13 protein-coding genes are annotated in these 19,592 nt (G+C 56.5%); 12 read left to right on the top strand and 1 reads right to left on the bottom strand.

What is annotated here, in order from left to right; all coding sequences use genetic code 11:
- Positions 1–304: 304 nt before the first annotated feature.
- The gene (locus QMP16_RS21460) at positions 305–1,282 is read left to right on the top strand and encodes a replication initiator protein A (RefSeq protein ID WP_282154049.1); all 978 of its coding nucleotides are present in this window, start codon (positions 305–307) and stop codon (positions 1,280–1,282) included.
- Between the two features lie 54 nt (positions 1,283–1,336).
- Here the strand turns inward: QMP16_RS21460 and QMP16_RS21455 are convergent, their stop codons facing one another.
- Positions 1,337–2,314 (bottom strand): UDP-glucuronic acid decarboxylase family protein, encoded by a 978-nt coding sequence (locus QMP16_RS21455; RefSeq protein ID WP_282154048.1) that lies wholly within the window; start codon positions 2,312–2,314, stop codon positions 1,337–1,339.
- A gap of 656 nt (positions 2,315–2,970) precedes the next feature.
- Here QMP16_RS21455 and QMP16_RS21450 point away from each other — a divergent pair.
- The 11 genes from QMP16_RS21450 to QMP16_RS21400 all read left to right on the top strand — a co-directional run.
- The gene (locus tag QMP16_RS21450; RefSeq protein ID WP_282154047.1) at positions 2,971–3,999 is read left to right on the top strand and encodes a glycosyltransferase family 4 protein; all 1,029 of its coding nucleotides are present in this window, start codon (positions 2,971–2,973) and stop codon (positions 3,997–3,999) included.
- A complete protein-coding gene (locus tag QMP16_RS21445) occupies positions 3,999–5,225 on the top strand; it encodes a glycosyltransferase family 4 protein (RefSeq protein ID WP_282154046.1) in 1,227 nt (408 codons plus the stop codon). Before QMP16_RS21450 ends, QMP16_RS21445 begins: the two co-directional genes overlap by 1 nt.
- Entirely contained in the window at positions 5,225–6,304 is a 1,080-nt protein-coding gene (locus tag QMP16_RS21440; RefSeq protein WP_282154081.1) for a glycosyltransferase family 4 protein, read from the top strand. Before QMP16_RS21445 ends, QMP16_RS21440 begins: the two co-directional genes overlap by 1 nt.
- The gene (locus tag QMP16_RS21435; RefSeq protein WP_282154045.1) at positions 6,297–7,664 is read left to right on the top strand and encodes an O-antigen ligase family protein; all 1,368 of its coding nucleotides are present in this window, start codon (positions 6,297–6,299) and stop codon (positions 7,662–7,664) included. Before QMP16_RS21440 ends, QMP16_RS21435 begins: the two co-directional genes overlap by 8 nt.
- Positions 7,636–8,574 (top strand): sulfotransferase, encoded by a 939-nt coding sequence (locus QMP16_RS21430; protein ID WP_282154044.1) that lies wholly within the window; start codon positions 7,636–7,638, stop codon positions 8,572–8,574. The genes QMP16_RS21435 and QMP16_RS21430 overlap by 29 nt, the downstream gene beginning before the upstream one ends.
- The gene (locus QMP16_RS21425; RefSeq protein WP_282154043.1) at positions 8,571–9,449 is read left to right on the top strand and encodes a glycosyltransferase family 2 protein; all 879 of its coding nucleotides are present in this window, start codon (positions 8,571–8,573) and stop codon (positions 9,447–9,449) included. The genes QMP16_RS21430 and QMP16_RS21425 overlap by 4 nt, the downstream gene beginning before the upstream one ends.
- A complete protein-coding gene (locus tag QMP16_RS21420) occupies positions 9,446–10,639 on the top strand; it encodes a glycosyltransferase (protein WP_282154042.1) in 1,194 nt (397 codons plus the stop codon). The genes QMP16_RS21425 and QMP16_RS21420 overlap by 4 nt, the downstream gene beginning before the upstream one ends.
- Complete coding sequence (locus tag QMP16_RS21415) at positions 10,633–11,763, top strand: glycosyltransferase family 4 protein (RefSeq protein WP_282154041.1); 1,131 nt, start codon at positions 10,633–10,635, stop codon at positions 11,761–11,763. The genes QMP16_RS21420 and QMP16_RS21415 overlap by 7 nt, the downstream gene beginning before the upstream one ends.
- Positions 11,764–12,029: 266 nt before the next feature.
- Positions 12,030–13,232 carry a nucleotidyltransferase family protein gene (locus tag QMP16_RS21410; protein ID WP_282154040.1) on the top strand — a complete coding sequence of 401 codons (1,203 nt, stop codon included), beginning with the start codon at positions 12,030–12,032 and terminating at the stop codon, positions 13,230–13,232.
- Positions 13,229–15,037, top strand: a complete 1,809-nt coding sequence (locus QMP16_RS21405; RefSeq protein WP_282154039.1) for an ABC transporter ATP-binding protein — start codon at positions 13,229–13,231, stop codon at positions 15,035–15,037. The genes QMP16_RS21410 and QMP16_RS21405 overlap by 4 nt, the downstream gene beginning before the upstream one ends.
- A 234-nt stretch (positions 15,038–15,271) precedes the next feature.
- The coding region (locus QMP16_RS21400) for a malectin domain-containing carbohydrate-binding protein (protein ID WP_282154038.1) at positions 15,272–19,592 on the top strand (4,321 nt) is incomplete at its 3' end.

Below are 19,592 nucleotides of genomic sequence, written 5' to 3'. Positions count from 1 at the left end.
TTAAATTTTTGTTATTTATAGTTAAAGCGGAAAGGCGTTCTAATAAGCTATTGAAAAAATTTGATTTTTTTATGGTTCTTGTGTTCATGATGACTCTGAACCCCCGATAAAACGACTCTGATCCCCCGAAGGACCGACTCTGATCCCCCGATCTGTGGGGGCAAAAGACTATACCTGAACGCAGCCTGTGGATAACTTGGGTGTCAATGAAACGACGAATCCATTTCCGGGGAAACAGAGCAGTCCTTCCCTGACCAAAAATGAAAAAAATACATAGTTCCGCAAACGGGGCACGGAGAGGCAGATGACTACAGGCACACCTGCGGCAGGTCCAGACGATTTCTTTGTATGCGATTTTTTCGCGGCCAGTCCGAAACACGATCTGGCATCGCTGGAGCATCCGCTCTTTTCATTGGCGACGCGCCCCGACCGGCGCATTCTGAACTACACCCACAATGACGTGGCGGTGACCGTGACGCCCTCGGTCAAGGGGCGGGCCACGATCTTTGACGCCGATATCCTGATCTTCTGCATCAGCCAGCTGATGGCGGCGCTGAACGCCGGCCGCGCGGTGTCGCGGCAGCTTACGCTGACGGCGCACGATCTGCTGATTGCCACCGGCCGTGAGACCAGCGGTGACGCCTACCGCCGCCTGAAAGAGGCGTTCGAGCGGCTGGCGGGAACCCGCATCACCACCAATATCGTCAACGGCGAGCGTGAGATCACGACAGGCTTCGGCCTGATTGAGCGCTGGGAGATCGTGCGCAAGACCCGGGCAGGGCGCATGGTCTCGGTTTCGGTCACGTTAAGCGAATGGATCTATGAGGCGGTGCTGGCGCGTTCGGTGCTGACGCTGAGCCGGGCGTACTTCACGCTGCGCCGCCCGTTGGAGCGACGGCTTTATGCGCTGGCGCGCAAACATTGCGGGCAGCAATCGGGCTGGCGCGTCTCGGTTGAGGTGCTGTTGAAGAAGTCGGGCTCTGCCAGTCCCCGGCGCGTCTTTCGCGCAATGCTGCGCGATATCATCGCCAACGAAAATCTTCCGGACTACAAGTTAAAGGAAGAACCCGGCGACATCATCTCGGTCACGCGCCGCGACGTGGTGGTTGAAGACGGCGGCAGGCTGCTGCTGGCCCCCGAGACACTGGACGAAGCCCGCAGGCTGGCGCCCGGCGCGGATATCTACGCGCTGGAGGCCGAATGGCAGGCCTTCGCCGCCCGCACCCCTCCGCGAAACGCCGACAAGGCGTTTCTGGGGTGGGTCGCCAGAAAAATGAACTAGCCCTCAGGATCTGACGTTCGGGGATTTCATTTATCTGCCGGGCGGCGCTGACCCTTATGCAATGCCCGCTTTCACGAGACGTTCGAAATAGGCGATCGTGGGGACGAGACCTTCGCGCAGGGGCACTTTGGGTTCCCAGTCGAGGTGTTTTCTGGCCAGCGTGATATCGGGCTGGCGCTGTTTGGGATCGTCCTGCGGCAGGGGCTTGTGCACGATCTTTGATTTGGTGCCCGTCAGTTCGATGACCGCCTCGGCCAGCTCCAGCATCGAGAACTCGCCCGGGTTGCCGGTATTGATCGGGCCCGTCACATCGTCGGGTGTGTCCATCAGGCGGATGAAGGCCTCTATCAGATCGTCGCAATAGCAGAACGAGCGCGTTTGCAGGCCGTCTCCGAAAATGGTGATGTCCTCGTTCTTGAGCGCCTGCATGATGAAGTTCGAGACCACGCGCCCGTCATGGGGATGCATGCGCGGCCCGTAGGTATTGAAAATCCGGGCCACCTTGATACGCAACTGATGCTGGCGGTGATAATCGAAAAACAGGGTTTCGGCGCAGCGCTTGCCTTCGTCATAACACGAACGGACGCCGATCGGGTTCACATTGCCCCAATAGGTTTCAGGCTGGGGGTGGATGTCGGGGTCACCGTAAACCTCGGATGTCGAGGCCTGCATTATCTTCGCCCCAACACGCTTGGCCAAGCCAAGCATGTTGATCGCGCCGTGTACGGATGTCTTGGTCGTCTGAACCGGATCGTGCTGGTAATGGATCGGTGAGGCAGGGCAGGCAAGGTTGTAGATTTCGTCCACTTCCACATAAAGCGGGAAGGTCACGTCATGGCGCATCAACTCGAAATTAGGTTTGTCTAAAAGGTGACTGACATTGCCGCGCCGTCCCGTGAAATAGTTGTCGACGCACAGGACCTCATGACCGGCCTCAACCAGGCGATCGCACAGATGGCTGCCCAGAAATCCGGCGCCCCCGGTGACCATAATGCGTTTGGAAGTTGGATTGATAATACTTGTGTCACTCATACGTGGTCGTCCTGAAAGTGGTTGTTTTTTAGCCTTAACATAGTTTCCTGTCTGGTCACGCTGCAATTCTCCATCCCTGCGGGAAACCTTGTTCAAGGCTCTTTTGACCCGGGTTTTGGCGGACAAATTGTGACGGCGAAGTCGCGTGATTTCTGAACAAAAAACCTCTTCTGAAGATATCGTTTCCGATGTGTCGCAAAGTCTGAGACCAGCCTTCCTTTGCAAATGCCGGTATTGTATGATCCGGTTATCAGTATTGTATAATAGTTTGTAAAATTGGCTTCCGTTTCAAATCCATATGTAAAACGCAAATATCCTGTAGTCCCGGCCGCGGGCGCTGTTTGTTTTGAGGTTCAACCTGTTGTCGGCAGAACGTTGCGGGAGGGTTCCTGTGCAGGGCGGCAGCTGGAAACGCATCCGTATATTCCGCCAGATACCCGGTGTGGTTTTCACCGTCTGGGCGGATAAGTTTGGAGTTCCATAATTTTCCGGTGTGTTTCGTGCGCGTTTTTGTTCAGACTGCAGTTCGTTGGCAGTTTTGTAAAAGGTGAGATTATATTCATGGAAGACAGGGACGACGCTGTGGGGGTTTCCGCCATGTCAGGTTCAGCCTTCAGGCCGACCCCTGGCGGCACCGGAAAAGGCCCGGCCTTCCCATGACGACACCTTCCGCTTCAAATCCCCAAAACCTCAGAATCGCGTTTATCCTGCTGGGGGACCGCAACAAGGCCAGTTCGCGCGTGCGTGGCTACTGGGTCGGTGAAGAGCTTGAAGCGCTGGGGTATCGTGTTTCCTACCATCATGCGCTGCACCGGTGGGATTACCTGCGGATGCTGGCGGTCATGATGCGCCATGACGTCCTGATTTTTCAGAAACAGTACTCCCGCTATGACATTGCCCTGCTGCGCATTTCCAAGCTCATGGGCAAGCGGGTGTTTTTTGATATCGACGATGCGCCCTCGCGGACGGGGCGTGAGGTTTCCCAGCGCAATGCAGCGACCATGATGCGTGATGCGCACGGGGTTTTCGCCGGCAGCCGCAATCTGGAAGATCTGGTTCAGGAGGCGGGGGGCAGGGCGCATTTCGTACCCTCGGGCATCCGTCTGGATCAGTACAGAATACGGGGCGAAAGTGATGTGGGGCAGGTTTGTCTGGGCTGGATCGGTAACGGCGCCCATTATGTAGAGGACCTGACCTCGATCCTTGAGGTGCCGCTGCGCAGCCTTGCCGCAAAACATGACATCCGCCTAAAAATTGTCGGGGCCTGCGGCGAACCGAAACTGGCCGAAACTTTCGGCGGCATCGATGGCCTTGCGCTTGATTTGGTGGACGAAGTGAACTGGTCCGATCCGGAGGCCGTATCGGCGGCAGTGGCCGATTTTGACATCGGGCTTTATCCGCTCATCGAAAACAAGTTCAACATCTATAAATGCGCGTTCAAGGCGCTGGAATATATGGCCACATCCATTCCCGTGGTGGCCAGCGACGTGGGGGCCAATGGCGATGTGATCACCCATGGGTCGGATGGGTGTTTGGTTTCCTCGTCCGAGGAGTGGGTCACCAGCCTGTCTCACCTGATCGCGGATGACGGCGAAAGACACAACTTTGGTGCGAATGGGCGCGCCAAGGTAGAAGAGCGCTACAGCACAAAAGCTCTGGCCGTCCGGATTTCAGGATTGTTGTGATGGTTGCAATGTCAGAACACCCGCAGAAACCAGTCAGGGTTGCATTTGGATCCGTTCCCAAGGACAGTGGGACTTTCACGTTTTACCGCAATATCCGTCCCGCCCTCGCGGCGCGGGGGATTTCGCTTTACTGCGTGACCGTCGGAAAACCGCAGGCGGAGCTGTGGGAAGACGCCTATGTGGATGACGGCTGTGTGCAATTGGCCGCGACTTCGCTGAATATGAAGCGGCAGGCGCAGGTTTTCACGAAATGGTGCACAGACAACGATATAGACTGTGTCATGGCGATAAACTCCGAAGGTATATTGTCCGCCATCCCGCATTTACCCACTCATATGCGGGTTTTGTCGCGTTGTGCTAATGCGTTCGATCACGGCTATCGCATCACCATGTCCTGCCGGGAACGGCTGGCGCGGATCGTGGCCCTGACCCCGCGGCTGCGCGATGATCTGGTCGCCGATTACGGGGCCGATCCTGCGAAAGTCGCGCTTATCCCCAACGGTCTCGACGCGGCCAGGTTCGAGGCGGCAGCCCAAACCCGGCGCGGCACCGGCACGCAGCTGGAGCTGGGGTTTCTGGGCCGTCTCGAACATAACCAGAAGGGCGTGATGTATCTGCCCGCCATTGCCGATGCGCTCAGCGCGCGGGGGATACCGTTCCGGTTGCGGATTGTGGGCAAGGGCGTGGACCGGGCCCGGCTGGAAGAGGCGATGGCCTCACATCAGGCCGAGGGCCGTGTTGAATTCATGGGGGCGCTCACCCCCGACGAGATCCCGCAATTTCTGGGCGAGACGGATGTCTATCTCTTCACCTCTCATTTCGAGGGCTGCCCGAACGCTCTTTTAGAGGCGATGATGGCCGGATGCGTGCCGGTTTGCGGTCTGATCGACGGCATTACCGATTTTCTGATCGAGACCGGACGCACGGGATTTATCGAGAAACTGGGGGATGCCGAGGGTTTCGCCGGAACGATCGCGGCCCTGCACAAGGATCGCGCGAAGCTTGCGGAACTCAGCCAGGCCACGGCGGCCGAGGCGCGGGCGCGATACACGGATGAGGTGGCGGCTGATGCTTACGCCGGCGTGATCCGCGATCTGATGTCGGAACCTGCACCGGACTGGACACCCCGCCCGTGGCGCGCCTTCAAACCCGATCCCAATTTTCCCGGCTACTGGCGGCATCGCATTCCGGCCGGGCTGAAAGCCATTCTGCGGAAGTTCAGGTGATGCGGATTGTGCAGATCATAAACAGCTTCGGCTACCAGAGCGGTGGGGCGGAGCGGCTTGTGCAGGATCTTCATCTGGATCTGCTGGCCGCAGGTGTCGATGCGCATCTGGTTGCGCTGGAACAATGCGAGACGGCCGGGCTGTGCAATGCCGTGTCTTTGGGGTTTTCAAGTCCCTACAAGCCGGGCGTCATTCCGGCTTTGCGCAAATACCTGAGCGCAATGACCCCGAAGCCGGATGTCATGCATGCGCATCTCTTTCCGACCAGTGCCTGGGTTGCCGGTCTAAGAAAGATCGGCGGAATCCGCTGCCCGGTGATTTTTACGGAACACAGCACCTCCAATAACCGCCGCGGGTCCGCTGTCGGAAAGATCGTCGATCCGCTGATTTACGACCAGTTCGAAAAGATTTTTTGCATCAGTGATGGCACGCTGGAAAGTCTGGTGGCCGCGTATCCAACCCTGTCGGGCAAGGCTGAGATTCTTCTGAATGGCGCCAGTTTAAGGTTCGACAATTTCACCAAGCGGAACACAGCGGATCGGGTCAAAATCGTTTCTGTGGGCAGTTTGCGCAAAGCCAAGAATTATTCGGCAGCCCTTGAGGCCCTTGAATTGCTACCGGAAAACAAGTGCGAGTACCGTATTGTCGGCGATGGTGACTTGCGGGCCGATCTGGAAGCCAGGGCGGCGGCAATGAAAACGCTGGTGCGCTTTGAAGGGCATGTCACCGATGTAAGCTCATTTCTGCAGGAGGCGGATATTTTTCTGATGACGTCACTTTGGGAAGGGTTCGGTCTGGCTGCGGTCGAGGGGATGAATGCCGGATTGCCTGTGGTTGCCTCGGACATTGCGGGATTGCGCGATGTCGTGGGGACCGACGGAACATGCGCCCTGCTTGTGCCGCCGACGGAACCGCGCGTGATTGCAAAGGCCCTTGAGACGCTGATTGAAGACGCGCAGAAACGACAGATCATGGGAGAGGCCGGTTTCCGGCGCGCCGAATCTTTCGACAAGCGATTGATGTCCGAAAAGTATATCGCGGCGTATCACGCTGCGGCACGGGTGGTCAGCTATGCTTAAGGGGCATCCCAACGGCATGATAGCAATGGCGGTTTTCGTCTTCATGCTGACGGCTGTTCCAAAGCTGAACATCCGTGTGGGACCTGTCCCGCTTTATATTATTGATATTATTATTGTTTTTGTCATTTATTATGCTGGTCGAAGACCCGGTTTCGGGGTCGGTGGCAGGCCATTTCAGTGGATTATTTTAGCCCTGTTTTCCTTCACGATGATCGGAGAATTTGTAGGCTTTATTTATACTGGATCGATTTTTGAACATGTTTATCAGGCAGTACGTATGACACTTGCATTTTTGGTCTTTTATGCGACCGGGCAGCTTGTCAGAACATCTGAAGATCTTGAGCTTGTGATCAAGGCGGCCGCACTTGGGGTGATTGTCACGGCCTCGATGATGATTTTGACCTCTCTCCCGCAAACCCGGGGTTTCGTAGCGGTGTTTGTCCTCGACAATACCTTCCTTGATCCAGCGGGGCGGCAGGTTGCCGCATCCTATCTGAATTCTGGCGACACCGGGGTACGTGGGCGGACTCTGGTGGGGGTTTCCATTTTGGGAGCTAGTTTCATCAACCTGTCGTGGCCGCTGGCCGCCATTCTCTACAGCTGGCCCAATCCGATCGGGCGCTGGCGAACCGTGGCAATGGTTGCGTGCTTCCTGGCCCCCATGGGCGTGTTGATGAGCTATTCCCGGGGGCCAATCCTGGGGGCGATATTAATCGTTCTCTTTACAGTTCTTTTGGGCCTCAAGAGGGTCAGAAAAGGTGTCCTCCGGCCGGTTGGGTTTGGCATTCTTCTGGTCATGTTGGTTGGCGTAAACTCTCAGGTGTTCTTTTTCGATCGTCTGACTAACCGGTCCGCCGCGATCTTTGACAACCCTCTGGAAGACGAGCGAGAATCCGAACGTCTGCTTTCCTATGTAGAGCCGTTCGAGCACGTCCTCGAACATCCATCCTTTTTTCTTGCGGGGCAGGGCATTGCCATTCTGAAATCCAACGCGGTTGTTCCAGAGGTTGCAGGTAAGGCCAATCACGCACTGTTTGCCGTATCATATTATGCAAACGGTATGGCCGCCGCTGTGCTACATATGTGTTTGCTTGGAAGCGCGTTCTTTTACGTTCTCAGGCATGTGAAGGGTAGACGCTCAGGTATCGGCCAGTATTTCAGCCAGGCTTTGTTGGCCTCTGTCGTCGGAATAGCCCCATGGGCCATATTCGGTCACGCAATGGTGTCTCAGCCACGTGGAGCCATGATGTTCTATTTCATTTTAGGCCTGTTGACCTCGCTCAGGCATTTCCCGGTTCATTCGAATATCTTAACAGACAAGGAGACAGGACATGCCTACGGCCGTCATATTGCTGTCTGACAAGCGCTCTGGCTCAACCATGCTGCAGGATGAGCTGTGCAAGCACTCCGGCATAAGCCATGTCGATTATTCGCCCCACACCTATTTTGAGACGCATCACTGGCTTAAGGCGTCGGTGGTTCTGAACCGGCCCGATGCGCTCTATTCCGGGTTCAAGCAATATGCCGGTTATGGTTCGCACGAGAACGCGCGCACGTATCTCATCGACACGCTGAAGGGCAACATGCCCGATTATGAGCCCCCGGCGAGCGATAAGGAGCTGATTTTCGGAGGTTGGGACGCTTTGTGTAAGACCTTCGCCCAACCGGTGTTTTTTGAAAAATCACCGCAGATCCTTGCCGAATGGTGCGCGCTCAGCCTGCTTCTGGAATGGATCCGCCATACGGATATGGATGTTAAGATCATCGGCCTCGTGCGCAATCCGCTGGCGGTGCAGTATTCTGCCCACGAGTTGTTTTCGACCAATGCCGAGATGCGCCAATTCGGTTGGCTCAATATCCAGCGCAACCTTCTGAGCATCCAGTCCATGCTGCCGCCGGAAATGTTCAGGTTGGTGCGCTACGAAGACATCATTGCCAACCCGAAACAGGGTCTGCCGGATCTCTGCGATTTCATCGGTGTCGGGTACGAGGATGAGATCGGCGCTTCGGTTCATACCTCGTCGAAGGAGAAATGGAGAGCCAACGAGAATTATACACTGCAGCTGGACCCTTCGGTCAGGCAGATCGCCAAGGCCTTCGGCTATCAGGATGCTGAGCTGTCCAATCCACACAAACCGACGGCAGCCACTATTGCCGCCATGCAGCCCGACCTGAAAACCCGCATCAAAAAGCGCATGATCCGCGTGCGCGACCGGGTGGTTCGACCAGTTTATCTGAAACTCAAAGCCTCGCGGGCCGCAAGGAAATGAAAGATATGGAATGTCCAAGTCTTGGGGTTGTCTCGATCTCATACAACGAAGAACGAGATATCGGCGGCTTTCTGGAAAATCTCGCCTCTTGGGTCGATGAGATCGTCATTGTGGACGACGGCTCGACGGACCGAACGGAAAAGATTGTTCAGGCCTATGGTGACAAGGTCAAATTTCTCAGAAGCCCCCGCGTCGAAGGCGAGTATTTCAGCCACCAGCGCAACAAAGGGATAGATGTGGCCACCAGCGACTGGCTGCTGCACATGGATATTGACGAACGTGTCAGCCCTGAGCTGGCCCGTGAAGTCCTTGAGGGCATTACCGATGCGGGAAAGGACGGCTACCGCTATCGGCGGCTGAACTATTTCATGCACCGCCCCATGAAGGGCGGTGGCTGGCGGGACTGGAACCTGGTCCACCTGGCGCGGCGGGACAAATTCCGCTTTGGCGGTATGTTCCACGAAAGTTGCCTGATCGATGCGCCCGCCGAACGGATCGGACAGCTCAAGGGGCTGATGATCCATTTCAACGAGGACAACTTCGAGAAGCGCATCCGCAAAAGCGCGACCTATCTGGAGGAGGTCACCAAAGGCGTTGAAGGCCGCGGCCGCCCGGTCAGATGGATTGACGTAGCGGGTCGCCCGTTCGCGGAGTTTATTCGTAAATATGTTGTTAAACGCGGGTTTCTGGATGGCACGCCGGGCTTTATCTCGGCGATCCATTCTGCCACGGCAATTTTCAGGGCGAATGCGGTTGTCTGGGATCGGCAAAACGCGATTGCGCGGGAACAACTCGACAAAGACCTGAATGAGATGTGGGCGGATACCTCTGTTTCGACAGTGGCGTCGGACCCGCAGAAACCTGCCGCCGAATGACTTTGACCCCACATATCCTGTTCCACCGGCCGACCTTATGGAGTTCAGACATCCAGTGCTCGACCAAGGTTCTGGCCCGGCTGTTTGCGCAGCGCGGATTTGATGTGACCTATCTGGAAAACCCGCTTGATCCCGTGCACCTTCTGCGTGGCAAGGGCTATGCGCAGGAATGGAAGAAAGCCCCGTACATGGACAATGATGTGCGGATCCTGAATTTGGCCACCCCTGTGCCGGTCCGGGATGTCTGGCCGCTGAGCACGCCTGCGGCGTCCTATCTGAAATACCGGTTCATGATGCCGTCGCTCAGGTCTTGCGTAACCTCGCAGGGGCGGTCAGCGCCCGAACTCATCTGGACCACCGTTCCGGGTAGTGTTGCGGCGCTGAAGAAAAGCTTTCCCCGGGCGGGGGTCGTGTTTCATGTCGTCGATTATTACCCGGCCTTCCGGGGCGCGGCGGTGGTACCGCTGGAGCGTCAGGATTATGCGCTGGCCGACGCTGTCTATGTCATCGGCACAAGTCTCAGGACCTATCTGGTGGATAACCTGGGTGTGCCCGCCAACAAGGTGACGGTGCTGGGGCAAGGGGCAGAGTTGGAAATCTATCAGGCGGAAACCGCCACCCCTGACGAGATCGCAGATTTACCCCATCCCCGCGCCATCTGGTGCGGCGTGCTGGCAAAGGGCGACCCGGGCCTTTTTGCGGCCCTTGCCAAAGAGATCGAGGCACGGGGCGGATCGCTGATACTGATCGGCCCACAGGCGCAATGGGCGCAGGATTTGGCCCGGCAAATGCCGGATACGGTCTCGCTGCCGGGCTCGAAGGCTCCACCGGATCTGCCCGGATACCTCAAGGCCGCGGATATCGGCGTGATGCTCTATGATCGCGGGCGGCAGGAGGTCTATCGTGGGCAGAACCCGCTCAAGCTTTATGAATATACGGCTGCCGGGTTGCCCGTACTCTCAACCGCGCATGATGAGTTCGACACGCTGCACCCGCCTGTGATGCAGATCGGGAAAGAGACGAATATTCCGCCGGCGGTCGAGGCGATCCTGGCCGACATGGACAGCCAGAAAGCCAAAGCATCGGCTTTTGCCGTCCGGCACAGCTGGCAGGCAAAGGTAGATACGATCATCGACAAGTTTTTCCCGGACACTTCGGATCAGCACAAGAGGTACGGCGCACAGTGTTAAATGTTGCCTATTTTTCCAACCAGTTTGCGACGGCCCAGGGACATGGCATCACCCGTTACGCACATGAGATGTACCGGGGGTTGCGCAAGTGCGACGATCTTGCCATCCGGCCTGTGGCGGCATGGTCCTCGCTCTCTCCTGAAAGGTTGTCTGCCCTACAGGCGGAGACTGGGCTGGAATTGGTCAGGCTGGGGCGCAGGCTGACGCCGCTGGCCTGGCATTATCTTGATACGCCCACATTGGAGCGGCTGATCGGCGGGCCTGTGGATGTGGTTCATGCGGTCTCGCTGGGATATGCGATTGCCACACGCAAGCCTTACGTGGTGACGGTCCATGATCTGGGGCCGCTGACACATCCCGAGTATTTCACCAACACCAAACCTTGGATCATGGAGAAAAGCCTGCGGCAGGCCGAGGCCCGTGCCGACGCGATTGTCTGCGTCTCGCAGTCCACCGCCGACGAGGTCGAGGGCTATCTGGGTGGCCATGTGGCCGACCGGATCCGGGTGATCAGGGAAGGGGTTTCCCCGGAATTTTTTGCGTCGGGCGATATGGCCTGTCTGGCGCGGCTGGACCTTCCGCCGGACGATGTTCCCGTCATTCTGACGGCGGGAAAGATCAGCCCACGCAAGAATGTGCAGGGCGTTCTGCGCGCGCTCAGGCAGGTGCAGGACAAGATTGATCACCATCTGGTGCTGGTCGGCGGCGCGGGGTGGGAAACCGAGGCGGTGTTGAAGGAGCTGGATGACGGCACCCTGATGAACCGCGTTCACCTGCTGGATTATGTGACGGATGCACAACTCCGGGCGCTGTACCGGCGGGCGTCGGCCTATATCCATCCGTCGCTTTATGAAGGCTTTGGCCTGACGGTACTGGAAGCAATGGCCTCAGGCGTGCCGGTGATCACGTCAAACACGTCATCCCTGCCGGAAGTGGCCGGAGATGCGGGTCTGCTGGTCGATCCCGGCAACGATGCCGAAATTGCGCAGGCCATATGTTCCATCTGCACGGATACGGCCCTCAGAGAAGCAAAAATTGCAGAGGGGCTGGCGCGGGCGCGCCTGTTTTCATGGGACAATTATTCAAGAGAATTACGGGACGTATTTTGGGATGTGGGGCGCTAGGGGCAGGTAATGAAGGTCACTGCGGGAATGGTTTTGCAAGAAATTCCCCCGGCGTCGGTCGCCTCGGGCGCTTTACACACGCCGGGCTGTTTCCGAAACTCAACCACGAAATGGCTTATGGAAATGAGGCTGGTCATTTGACGATACGATATGAACTTCCGCAAGTATTCGGTGATAGCATGTGTTTCCACTCGCTCGCGGCAAAGCATCGCCGTCAGGTGCATGGCGCGTTGGTAGCGCCGGAATGCGGGGTCTGAATGGAGCAGATGCCACCCACTCCACCAGCGATCTGCGATACGCTTCTGTTCCTGTCCCGGGCCGCTATCCCGCCGCAGGATGCCGACCGTTCCCGCGCGCTTTGTGCGCGGGTCAAAGATTGGCCGCTGCTTACGGATATTGCGCGGCGCAAGTTCAGCCTGCCGTTTGTCTATCGCAATTTGCAGCGCCTGAATCTGGATGAGACCTATGCCCCCGCGCTTAATGCCATGCGTGCCCAGGTCATGCCCACTACGTTCGGCGCCCTGCGTGTTCTGGCGGCACAGCGAAAATTTCACAGGGATTGCGTGGCTCCGCTTGGCCTCGCCCATGTCTATCTCAAAGGCCCCAGCCTTGCTGCGCGTTATTATGATGATCCGGGTCTGCGTTTTGCACGCGACATAGATGTTCTTGTGTCGCGCGAGGATCAGAAGAAACTTGTGCATCAGGCCCTGTCCCAAGGCTATCAGATCGTCGACAGGAACGAGCTGAAGAGCTATCAGGTCAGCCACCGCGATCTCGACGCAATTCTGACCTACAAGACCGTGGCCACGCTTGTGACGCCTGACAATATTGCCATCGAGGTGCATTGGAATATCGACAAAAAACTCGGGCTTTTTGCAGTCCATGAGACATTGCAGCGCCGCGAAACGATCCCTGACGACACATTGCACTATGGCGTCATGCCGACCGCCGATTTCTTTTGCTATGTCTGCTATCACAATACCCGCCATATCTGGTCGCGTCTGCACTGGATTGCTGACCTCGATGCGATTATCACCCACTCGTCCTTTGAGCGGAATGCGGTTCTGGCACGGGCTGCGAAACTAGGGCTGCGCTCGAATGTTGAGGCCTGTCTGGAACTTCATGAGATCGCGGTGTCCGGTGAGGCCAGTACGCTGGCTAAGGGCGAAAACCGTGGGGCCGAGCTGGCTGCCATTTGCCTAAAAAACCTACCGGGTGATCTAAAGCTTGAATATGATCTGCGAGAGGGCGAGGAACTTTTGGGGCTGCCATTCAAATGGATGGTGTCGCCGGATGTGCGCAAGCGGGCGCGCACCCAGACGCGTCTGTCCCGGGTCCTGCCTGGCTATGAAGAATACGAAGCCTGGCCTCTGCCGCGCGGGCTTCAGTGGGTCTACTATGTTTCCAAACCGCTCGGCATTCTGAAGCGGCATCTGTTCGTCTCCCACAAACAGGATGCTGGTCTGTGAAAGCAAAAATCAAAGCAAGCCTGACTGTCTGGCCCAAAGTGTTCCGTCTGCTGCGGTACAGCAGTTTGAAAATGAGTGTGATCGTCGCTGTCCTGACCGTCATCGAGGTGGTTGTGGGTATCAGTGTCCTTTACTTCATAAAATTGCTCATAGATGTGATCTCAACCCAGTTCGCCGCGGAAGGTGGTGTCGATACAGGGCCGGTTTTCCTCTACCTTGTGCTTACAGGTGTTGGTCTTGTCGGGGCGGTGTCGATCCAGGCATTTGCCAACCTTGCACGGACGGCACAGGGCATGTTGGTCGCCGACTATGTCGATCGCGAAATTCACAACCGTGCCATCAGCGTCGATCTTGGTTTCTACGAAAGCCCGGCCTATTTTGACTTGCTCGAGCGTGCCCGGGCAGCAGGATCGCAACGACCGGCGCAGGTGATCTCGACCGTTCTGCTCCTTTTCAAGAGTGCGCTCTATCTGGTTGCAATTCTTGTGATGCTCGCGAGCATCGAATGGCGGCTATTGCCAGCCATTCTGGTGGCCATGCTGATGGTGTTGTTCATCCGTCTGAGATTCACAAAGACCCTCTTTCAATGGCAGAAAGATCGTATTCAACTTGAAAGACGGGCGAGCTATCTGGACTGGCTGATCATCTCGCATGCCCACGCCAAGGAATTACGGCTTGGTGATTTGGGCGCCCATCTCAAGGAACTGTATTCCAGTCTGAGAAAACGTATTCGGACCGAGCATTACGCGATTGAAAAGCGCAAGGCGATTGCCGAGCTTGTGGTCTCGGGGCTGGGCGCACTCATCTTCGCAGGTGCTGTCGCGTTTCTGGTGATGCGAACGCTGGCGGGGGAATTGAGCGTCGGCGATCTGGTGCTGTTCGTACTTCTCTTTCGTCGGGCAGAAGGCAGTGGGCAGGAATTTGTCCGTCATGTTTCTAAGCTTTATGACGACCAGCTGTATCTGGGGCAATTGTTCGGTTTCTTGGCGGTCGAGCCTGAAATCACCACCCCGGCCGAGCCGAAATCCTTGCCTGCTCCGATCACATCCGGTCTGCGCTTTGAGAACGTGACGTTCCAGTATCCCAGCAACCCCGCCCCGGCGCTTGAGGGCATTAACCTGACCGTCAAACCCGGTCAGGTGGTCGCGCTGGTGGGGCAGAACGGGTCAGGTAAAACGTCTCTCATTAAACTGATGGCAAGGCTGTATGATCCCAATCAGGGTCGCATTACGCTGGACGGGCAGGATATCCGCGCGTTCGATCCGGTGGCATATCGCAGACTCTTCAGTGTGATTTTTCAGGACTATTCACATTACGCCACAACCGTGGCCGAGAACATTCGTTTTGGAGACCTCCGTATGCCGGCCGACAGTCCCGGGATCATCGAGGCCGCCCGGAGCGCGGATGCGGACGGCTTTATTAGAACACTGGATCAGGGTTATGACACGCCGCTGACCCGGGTGTTTGATGATGGGCGCGAACTCAGTCTGGGACAATGGCAGCGCGTGGCACTGGCCCGCGCGTTTTTCCCTGCGTCGGACTTTATCATCATGGATGAGCCCACAAGTGCCATGGATCCCAATGCGGAATTTGAGCTGTTCGAAAATTTCCGCGAGAAGATCGGTCAGCGCGCTGCTCTGATCATCAGCCACAGGCTTTCTACCGTGCGGATGGCGGACTATACCTATGTGCTTGATAATGGAAGGATTATCGAACACGGCACCCATGATGACCTGATCGCGGCCCAAGGCCATTATGCCGATCTGTTCGAACGTCAGGGGAGGAACTATCGCGCAGTGGTGTGAAAGTGTGCCACCGGCGGACATCTCTCGTCAGGCGGGTACAATCCTTGGATTTGTTCACATTTGTATATGGTGGGGAAAAGAATGGCTGAAAGACCTTAACTTTCGACAGTTTTTGCAACATACTTTGGGGGTGTTTGGCTCGGAGGGTGACGAGCATCCACCTCTAATTCAGGTCAATTCTTCGGCCAGCGACCCTCCGGTGTGATGTGTTTATGTTTGTGTGTGGAGTGTTAGATGGCTTTTTCTAACCCGGATATTTCTTTTGGCGTTACTGGTCTGCAGGGTGAGGCGGTCAATAATCCGACAGCACTGGATTTCAGCAAAACCGGTAATCCCGTTCTATTTGTGGCTCAGCAGGACGGTAGTATATGGCGGCTGGAAGTCGAGCGGCAGGCCGATGGACCCGATGCCGATACTCTGCCGGACTTTGTCGTCACGAATTCAACCCTTATCGATGAAATAAAGACAGACACCCAGAACTACGATGATGACGGGTCGGCCAACGCGATGACCACCCGTCAGATGACCGGGCTTATTACGACCACGGACGCAAACGGAAACGATGTTCTTTACGTCAATTCATCCGACTCGCGCATTGCCGTTGGCAATGACGCCAATCTGGACACAAACTCCAGCCAGATTCATAAAATCACCATGGATCCCGATACGGGTGAGGTTCTCTCGAATGTCGCGATTGTGCGTGGCCTGCCCAGATCCGAGGAAAACCACTCGGTCAACGGATTTGATATCGCGATCGATCCGGTAACCGGGCACGAGATGCTCTGGGTCGCCGTTGGAGCCAACACCAATAACGGGGCGCCGGGAAATAACTTTGCCGGAACGGTCGACTACCCTTATTCCGGCGTGATCCTTAAGATCGATTTGACCGTTCTCGAGGGCTATGACGTCCGGGTGGACGGAAATGGCGAAGAGTTCATTCTGGATCTGGCGACGCTGGACGATCCCACACGACCAAATATCGACCTTTCAACCCTGAACATCCTGAACCCCGAGGACGCTCCTAATTTCACGCTGGATGATAACGGGACAGGCACAAATGGTGAGCTCAACCCGGATTGGGCAGGCGGCAACAATGGTCTGAACGCGGCAAAGGTCGTTGACAAGGTTCTGGTCAGCAGCGGTGGGCAACTTCAGTTCGTGGACAACCCCCTGCAGATACATTCGCCGGGATACCGCAACCCGTATGATGTGGAAGTCACCGAAGACGGTGAGGTCTTTACCTGGGACAACGGACCCAACACGGGCTGGGGCGGCCAGCCGATTCCATTCGTCGACGATACGCCGGGCGACGCCATCAACTATGTCCAGGACTGGACCAAAGAGCTTGCGACGAACCTGTTCAATGAATCAGGCTCGCAGGGTTTCGGAGACCAGCTGCACTATGCCGGGAGCACCTCGGATGAATATGGTCCCTATGGTGGGTTTACATCCCCGATCAGGGCCGCGGCAGCTATTCTGGCGGCTGCATACAATCCGGATGGGAGCTATAAGCCGGGCGCAGGGAACCCGCTTCTCAATACGAATGGCGATGTAATCTTTGCCGATGAGACAGAGGCGCAGGCCTATCTCGACGCGATCATGATCATCTATGCCGAGCAGGGCGATGGGAACTGGGTTGATGTTACCGGCACGACCGGGCTTCCGGCGGACCTGCACGACATAGTCTCGGGCTATAACTGGGTACATCCGGGAAGCTCGATCAGCGATCCGACTGCATATTATGACGGGTCCAGCGTTCAGGACGGCACGCTCTATTCTCCCGAGTCCCAACTGCTTGATAACAATGCCGACGGCTCTCTTAAAACGGTTCCGGCCTCTACAAATGGTCTGGCCGAATACACCGGCACACATTTCGACGGTGCTTTGAACGGTGCAATTGTTGCCGCCTCTTTTGATGGCAATCTCTATTTTGAAAAGCCCATTGATACCGATGGTGATGGCCGGACGGATGCGGTGCAAAGCCTTGGCACGATCAACGGATTTGGTTCGACACCGCTGACGGTTGCCACTTTGGGCGACGATGGATTAGGCACATTCATTGATAATGACGGTGACGGGGTTGATGATTTTGCGGGTCTGATTGTCGCTGGCACTTATGGTGCCGACAATGTGACGTTCTTTATCCCCGGTGGACAGGCGGCTGATCCAAGTACGGATCTTGACCTTGATGGTCAGAACAATACCGTTGACAGCCATGTTGGTGATCCGCAGGACGGTCGCGGTGTTGTCGTGGGGGCGAATGAGACCTTGACATGGCAATTCGAGCTGAGCACACCAACCACGCCCCCTGGCGCTATCCCCAACGGCGACAGTATTGCTGGCGATATCGGAATCAATGCGGTTTGGCGCAATGGGGTTGACCCTCAGGTAACCTCTGATGGCAGTCCAGCCCTTTACAATCCGGGTATCTGGAATCTGGGTGGGGCGTCCACCTTTGTCAGTATCGACGTCGCAGATACCGGTAATGCGGTTGGCACCGCAAACGATCAGGCCGATGTTCTGGGGATCGGGTTCGAAATACAGGATAATCTGAGTGGCATCACGATCATGAGTGAAATGCTGAACGTGTTCAGCTATACGCCGAATACGGATGCCTCCAAAACCTGGGATGGCGGCGAAAAGTTCGGCCTGATGGTCGGGCCAGGAGATCAGAGCACCTTTGCGGAAGCGACCATTGCGGTGGATGCCAGCGGTGGCACGCCCGTATTTGGCCTGCAGCTTGTTGTTGAGGAAAACGACGTTCCGACCACGGTATTCGTTGAAATTCCCGGCATCGACGATCCTGTACGGGGCATCGCAGACCCCAATCTGCAAATCGCGATTGATGTCGATCTGACGCTGGGCGCTGAGACAATCACGGCGCGTGCACGCTATGTCAACGATGGATCGTTCACGGATTGGGTGAGTACAACTGCGCTGCCGCTGCCGGACGACGTCAAGGATGCGATCCTTGGGCAGTATGACAACAATGGCAACATCACCGGTGCCGTTGTTGGCCTTGTCTCGTCAGCGCCCGCCGGGGATGACAGTTTTGCCGCATCCTGGGATTGGATCGAAGTCACCGGTCAGGACGCAGTCGAAACCACCGGCACGGTGCTTTACCGCTGGAATGCCGGCAGTTCCAATGTGACCGCAGTGGATGGTGGGCTCGACTGGATCGCGGACGCGTCGGTTCTGGTTGGCGGACCCACGAATATCTACACCGGAAACATCTCGACGCTGGATTCCAGCGCATCGCAGTACACAATTCCAACCGACATTTTCACACAGGAACGCTGGGATCCTTCAAGCGGTGGCGAGATGAACCTCGAGTTCGGCAATGGCACCCTTGAGTCCGGCGCTTATGCGGTCAGGTTGCTTATGGGCGAGTCTTACTTTACCCAGGCCGGCTCACGAGCATTTGACGTGTCGATTGAAAACCAGCTGTTCCTGAATGATCTGGACCTTGTTGCGACGCTTGGCACGGGTACGGGCGGCGTGTTCGAGTGGGTTGGCCAGGTCACCGACGGAACCATCGACATCGATTTCCAGCGTGTGATCGAAAACCCGCAGATCAATGGCGTGGAAATCGTCAAGCTGGATACAACGCCTGTTAATCCGGTCGTTTCGGCAAATGCCGGGAATTTCTCCGAAACAGATGGAACGGTCTCTCTCAGCATCACTTCTGCCACGGCCGTACCGTCCGGGCAGACAATCGATGTGAACTTTGAGCTGCGCCCCGTCGCAGGCGGTGCGACACCGCAAGTGGACTATGCATCTATCGGCCTGACATATGACGCTGTAACCGGATTCTATTCCGGAAGCGGTCAGATCGCGGCGGGCCAGACTGCGCTCGACATTCTCATTGATATTCTGCCCGATGCCGAGATCGAGGGATCGGAGGCGTTCGAGCTTCACGTGACAAATGTAAGCGGGGCAAACGCTACAATAGGAACCGCCGTTGCGACCGTCACAATCGGTGACCTTGAAGACAGCGTAAACGGAACAGACATCGGAGATTTCTCGGATGACGGTCTGAACCCGACCGTCGTCAACCTGACGCAGGGCGACACGGTTCTGGTCGCGACGCAGGACGGCGACCCGACGCGGGATTACGACTATGTCACGATCGTTGTCCCAACGGGTCACGTGCTTAGCTCTCTGACCCTGAGCGGCTATGCGGACTATGATACGAACACCACCAACGCCAGCTTCCTTGGTATGCAGGCAGGCACGCAGTTTACCGAAGGCCCGACGAACCCGGATTCCTCAAACCTGCTGGGCGGGGTGATTTACGACGAATTCGGCATCGGAAATGATCTTCTGGCCAATATGGCTGATGGCGTTATCGAAAATGCCGGTGGGCTTACCACGATCGGTTTTGCAACACCGCTTGAAGCCGGAAGCTATACTCTGTGGTGGAGCCAGGGTGGTTCCCCGACAACATCGACGATTACAGCGACCGTTGATCCAGAGAATCCGCCCAACCAAGCCCCTGTGATCACGGCGGTGTCTGATCTGGCCGTTGATGAGCTTGAGACGGCGAATGTTCAGG

This window comes from Ruegeria atlantica (assembly GCF_947495585.1).
Taxonomy (GTDB): domain Bacteria; phylum Pseudomonadota; class Alphaproteobacteria; order Rhodobacterales; family Rhodobacteraceae; genus Ruegeria; species Ruegeria atlantica_G.
Note: the sequence above shows the minus strand (reverse complement) of the source record. Positions and strands in the feature narration are given on the sequence as shown.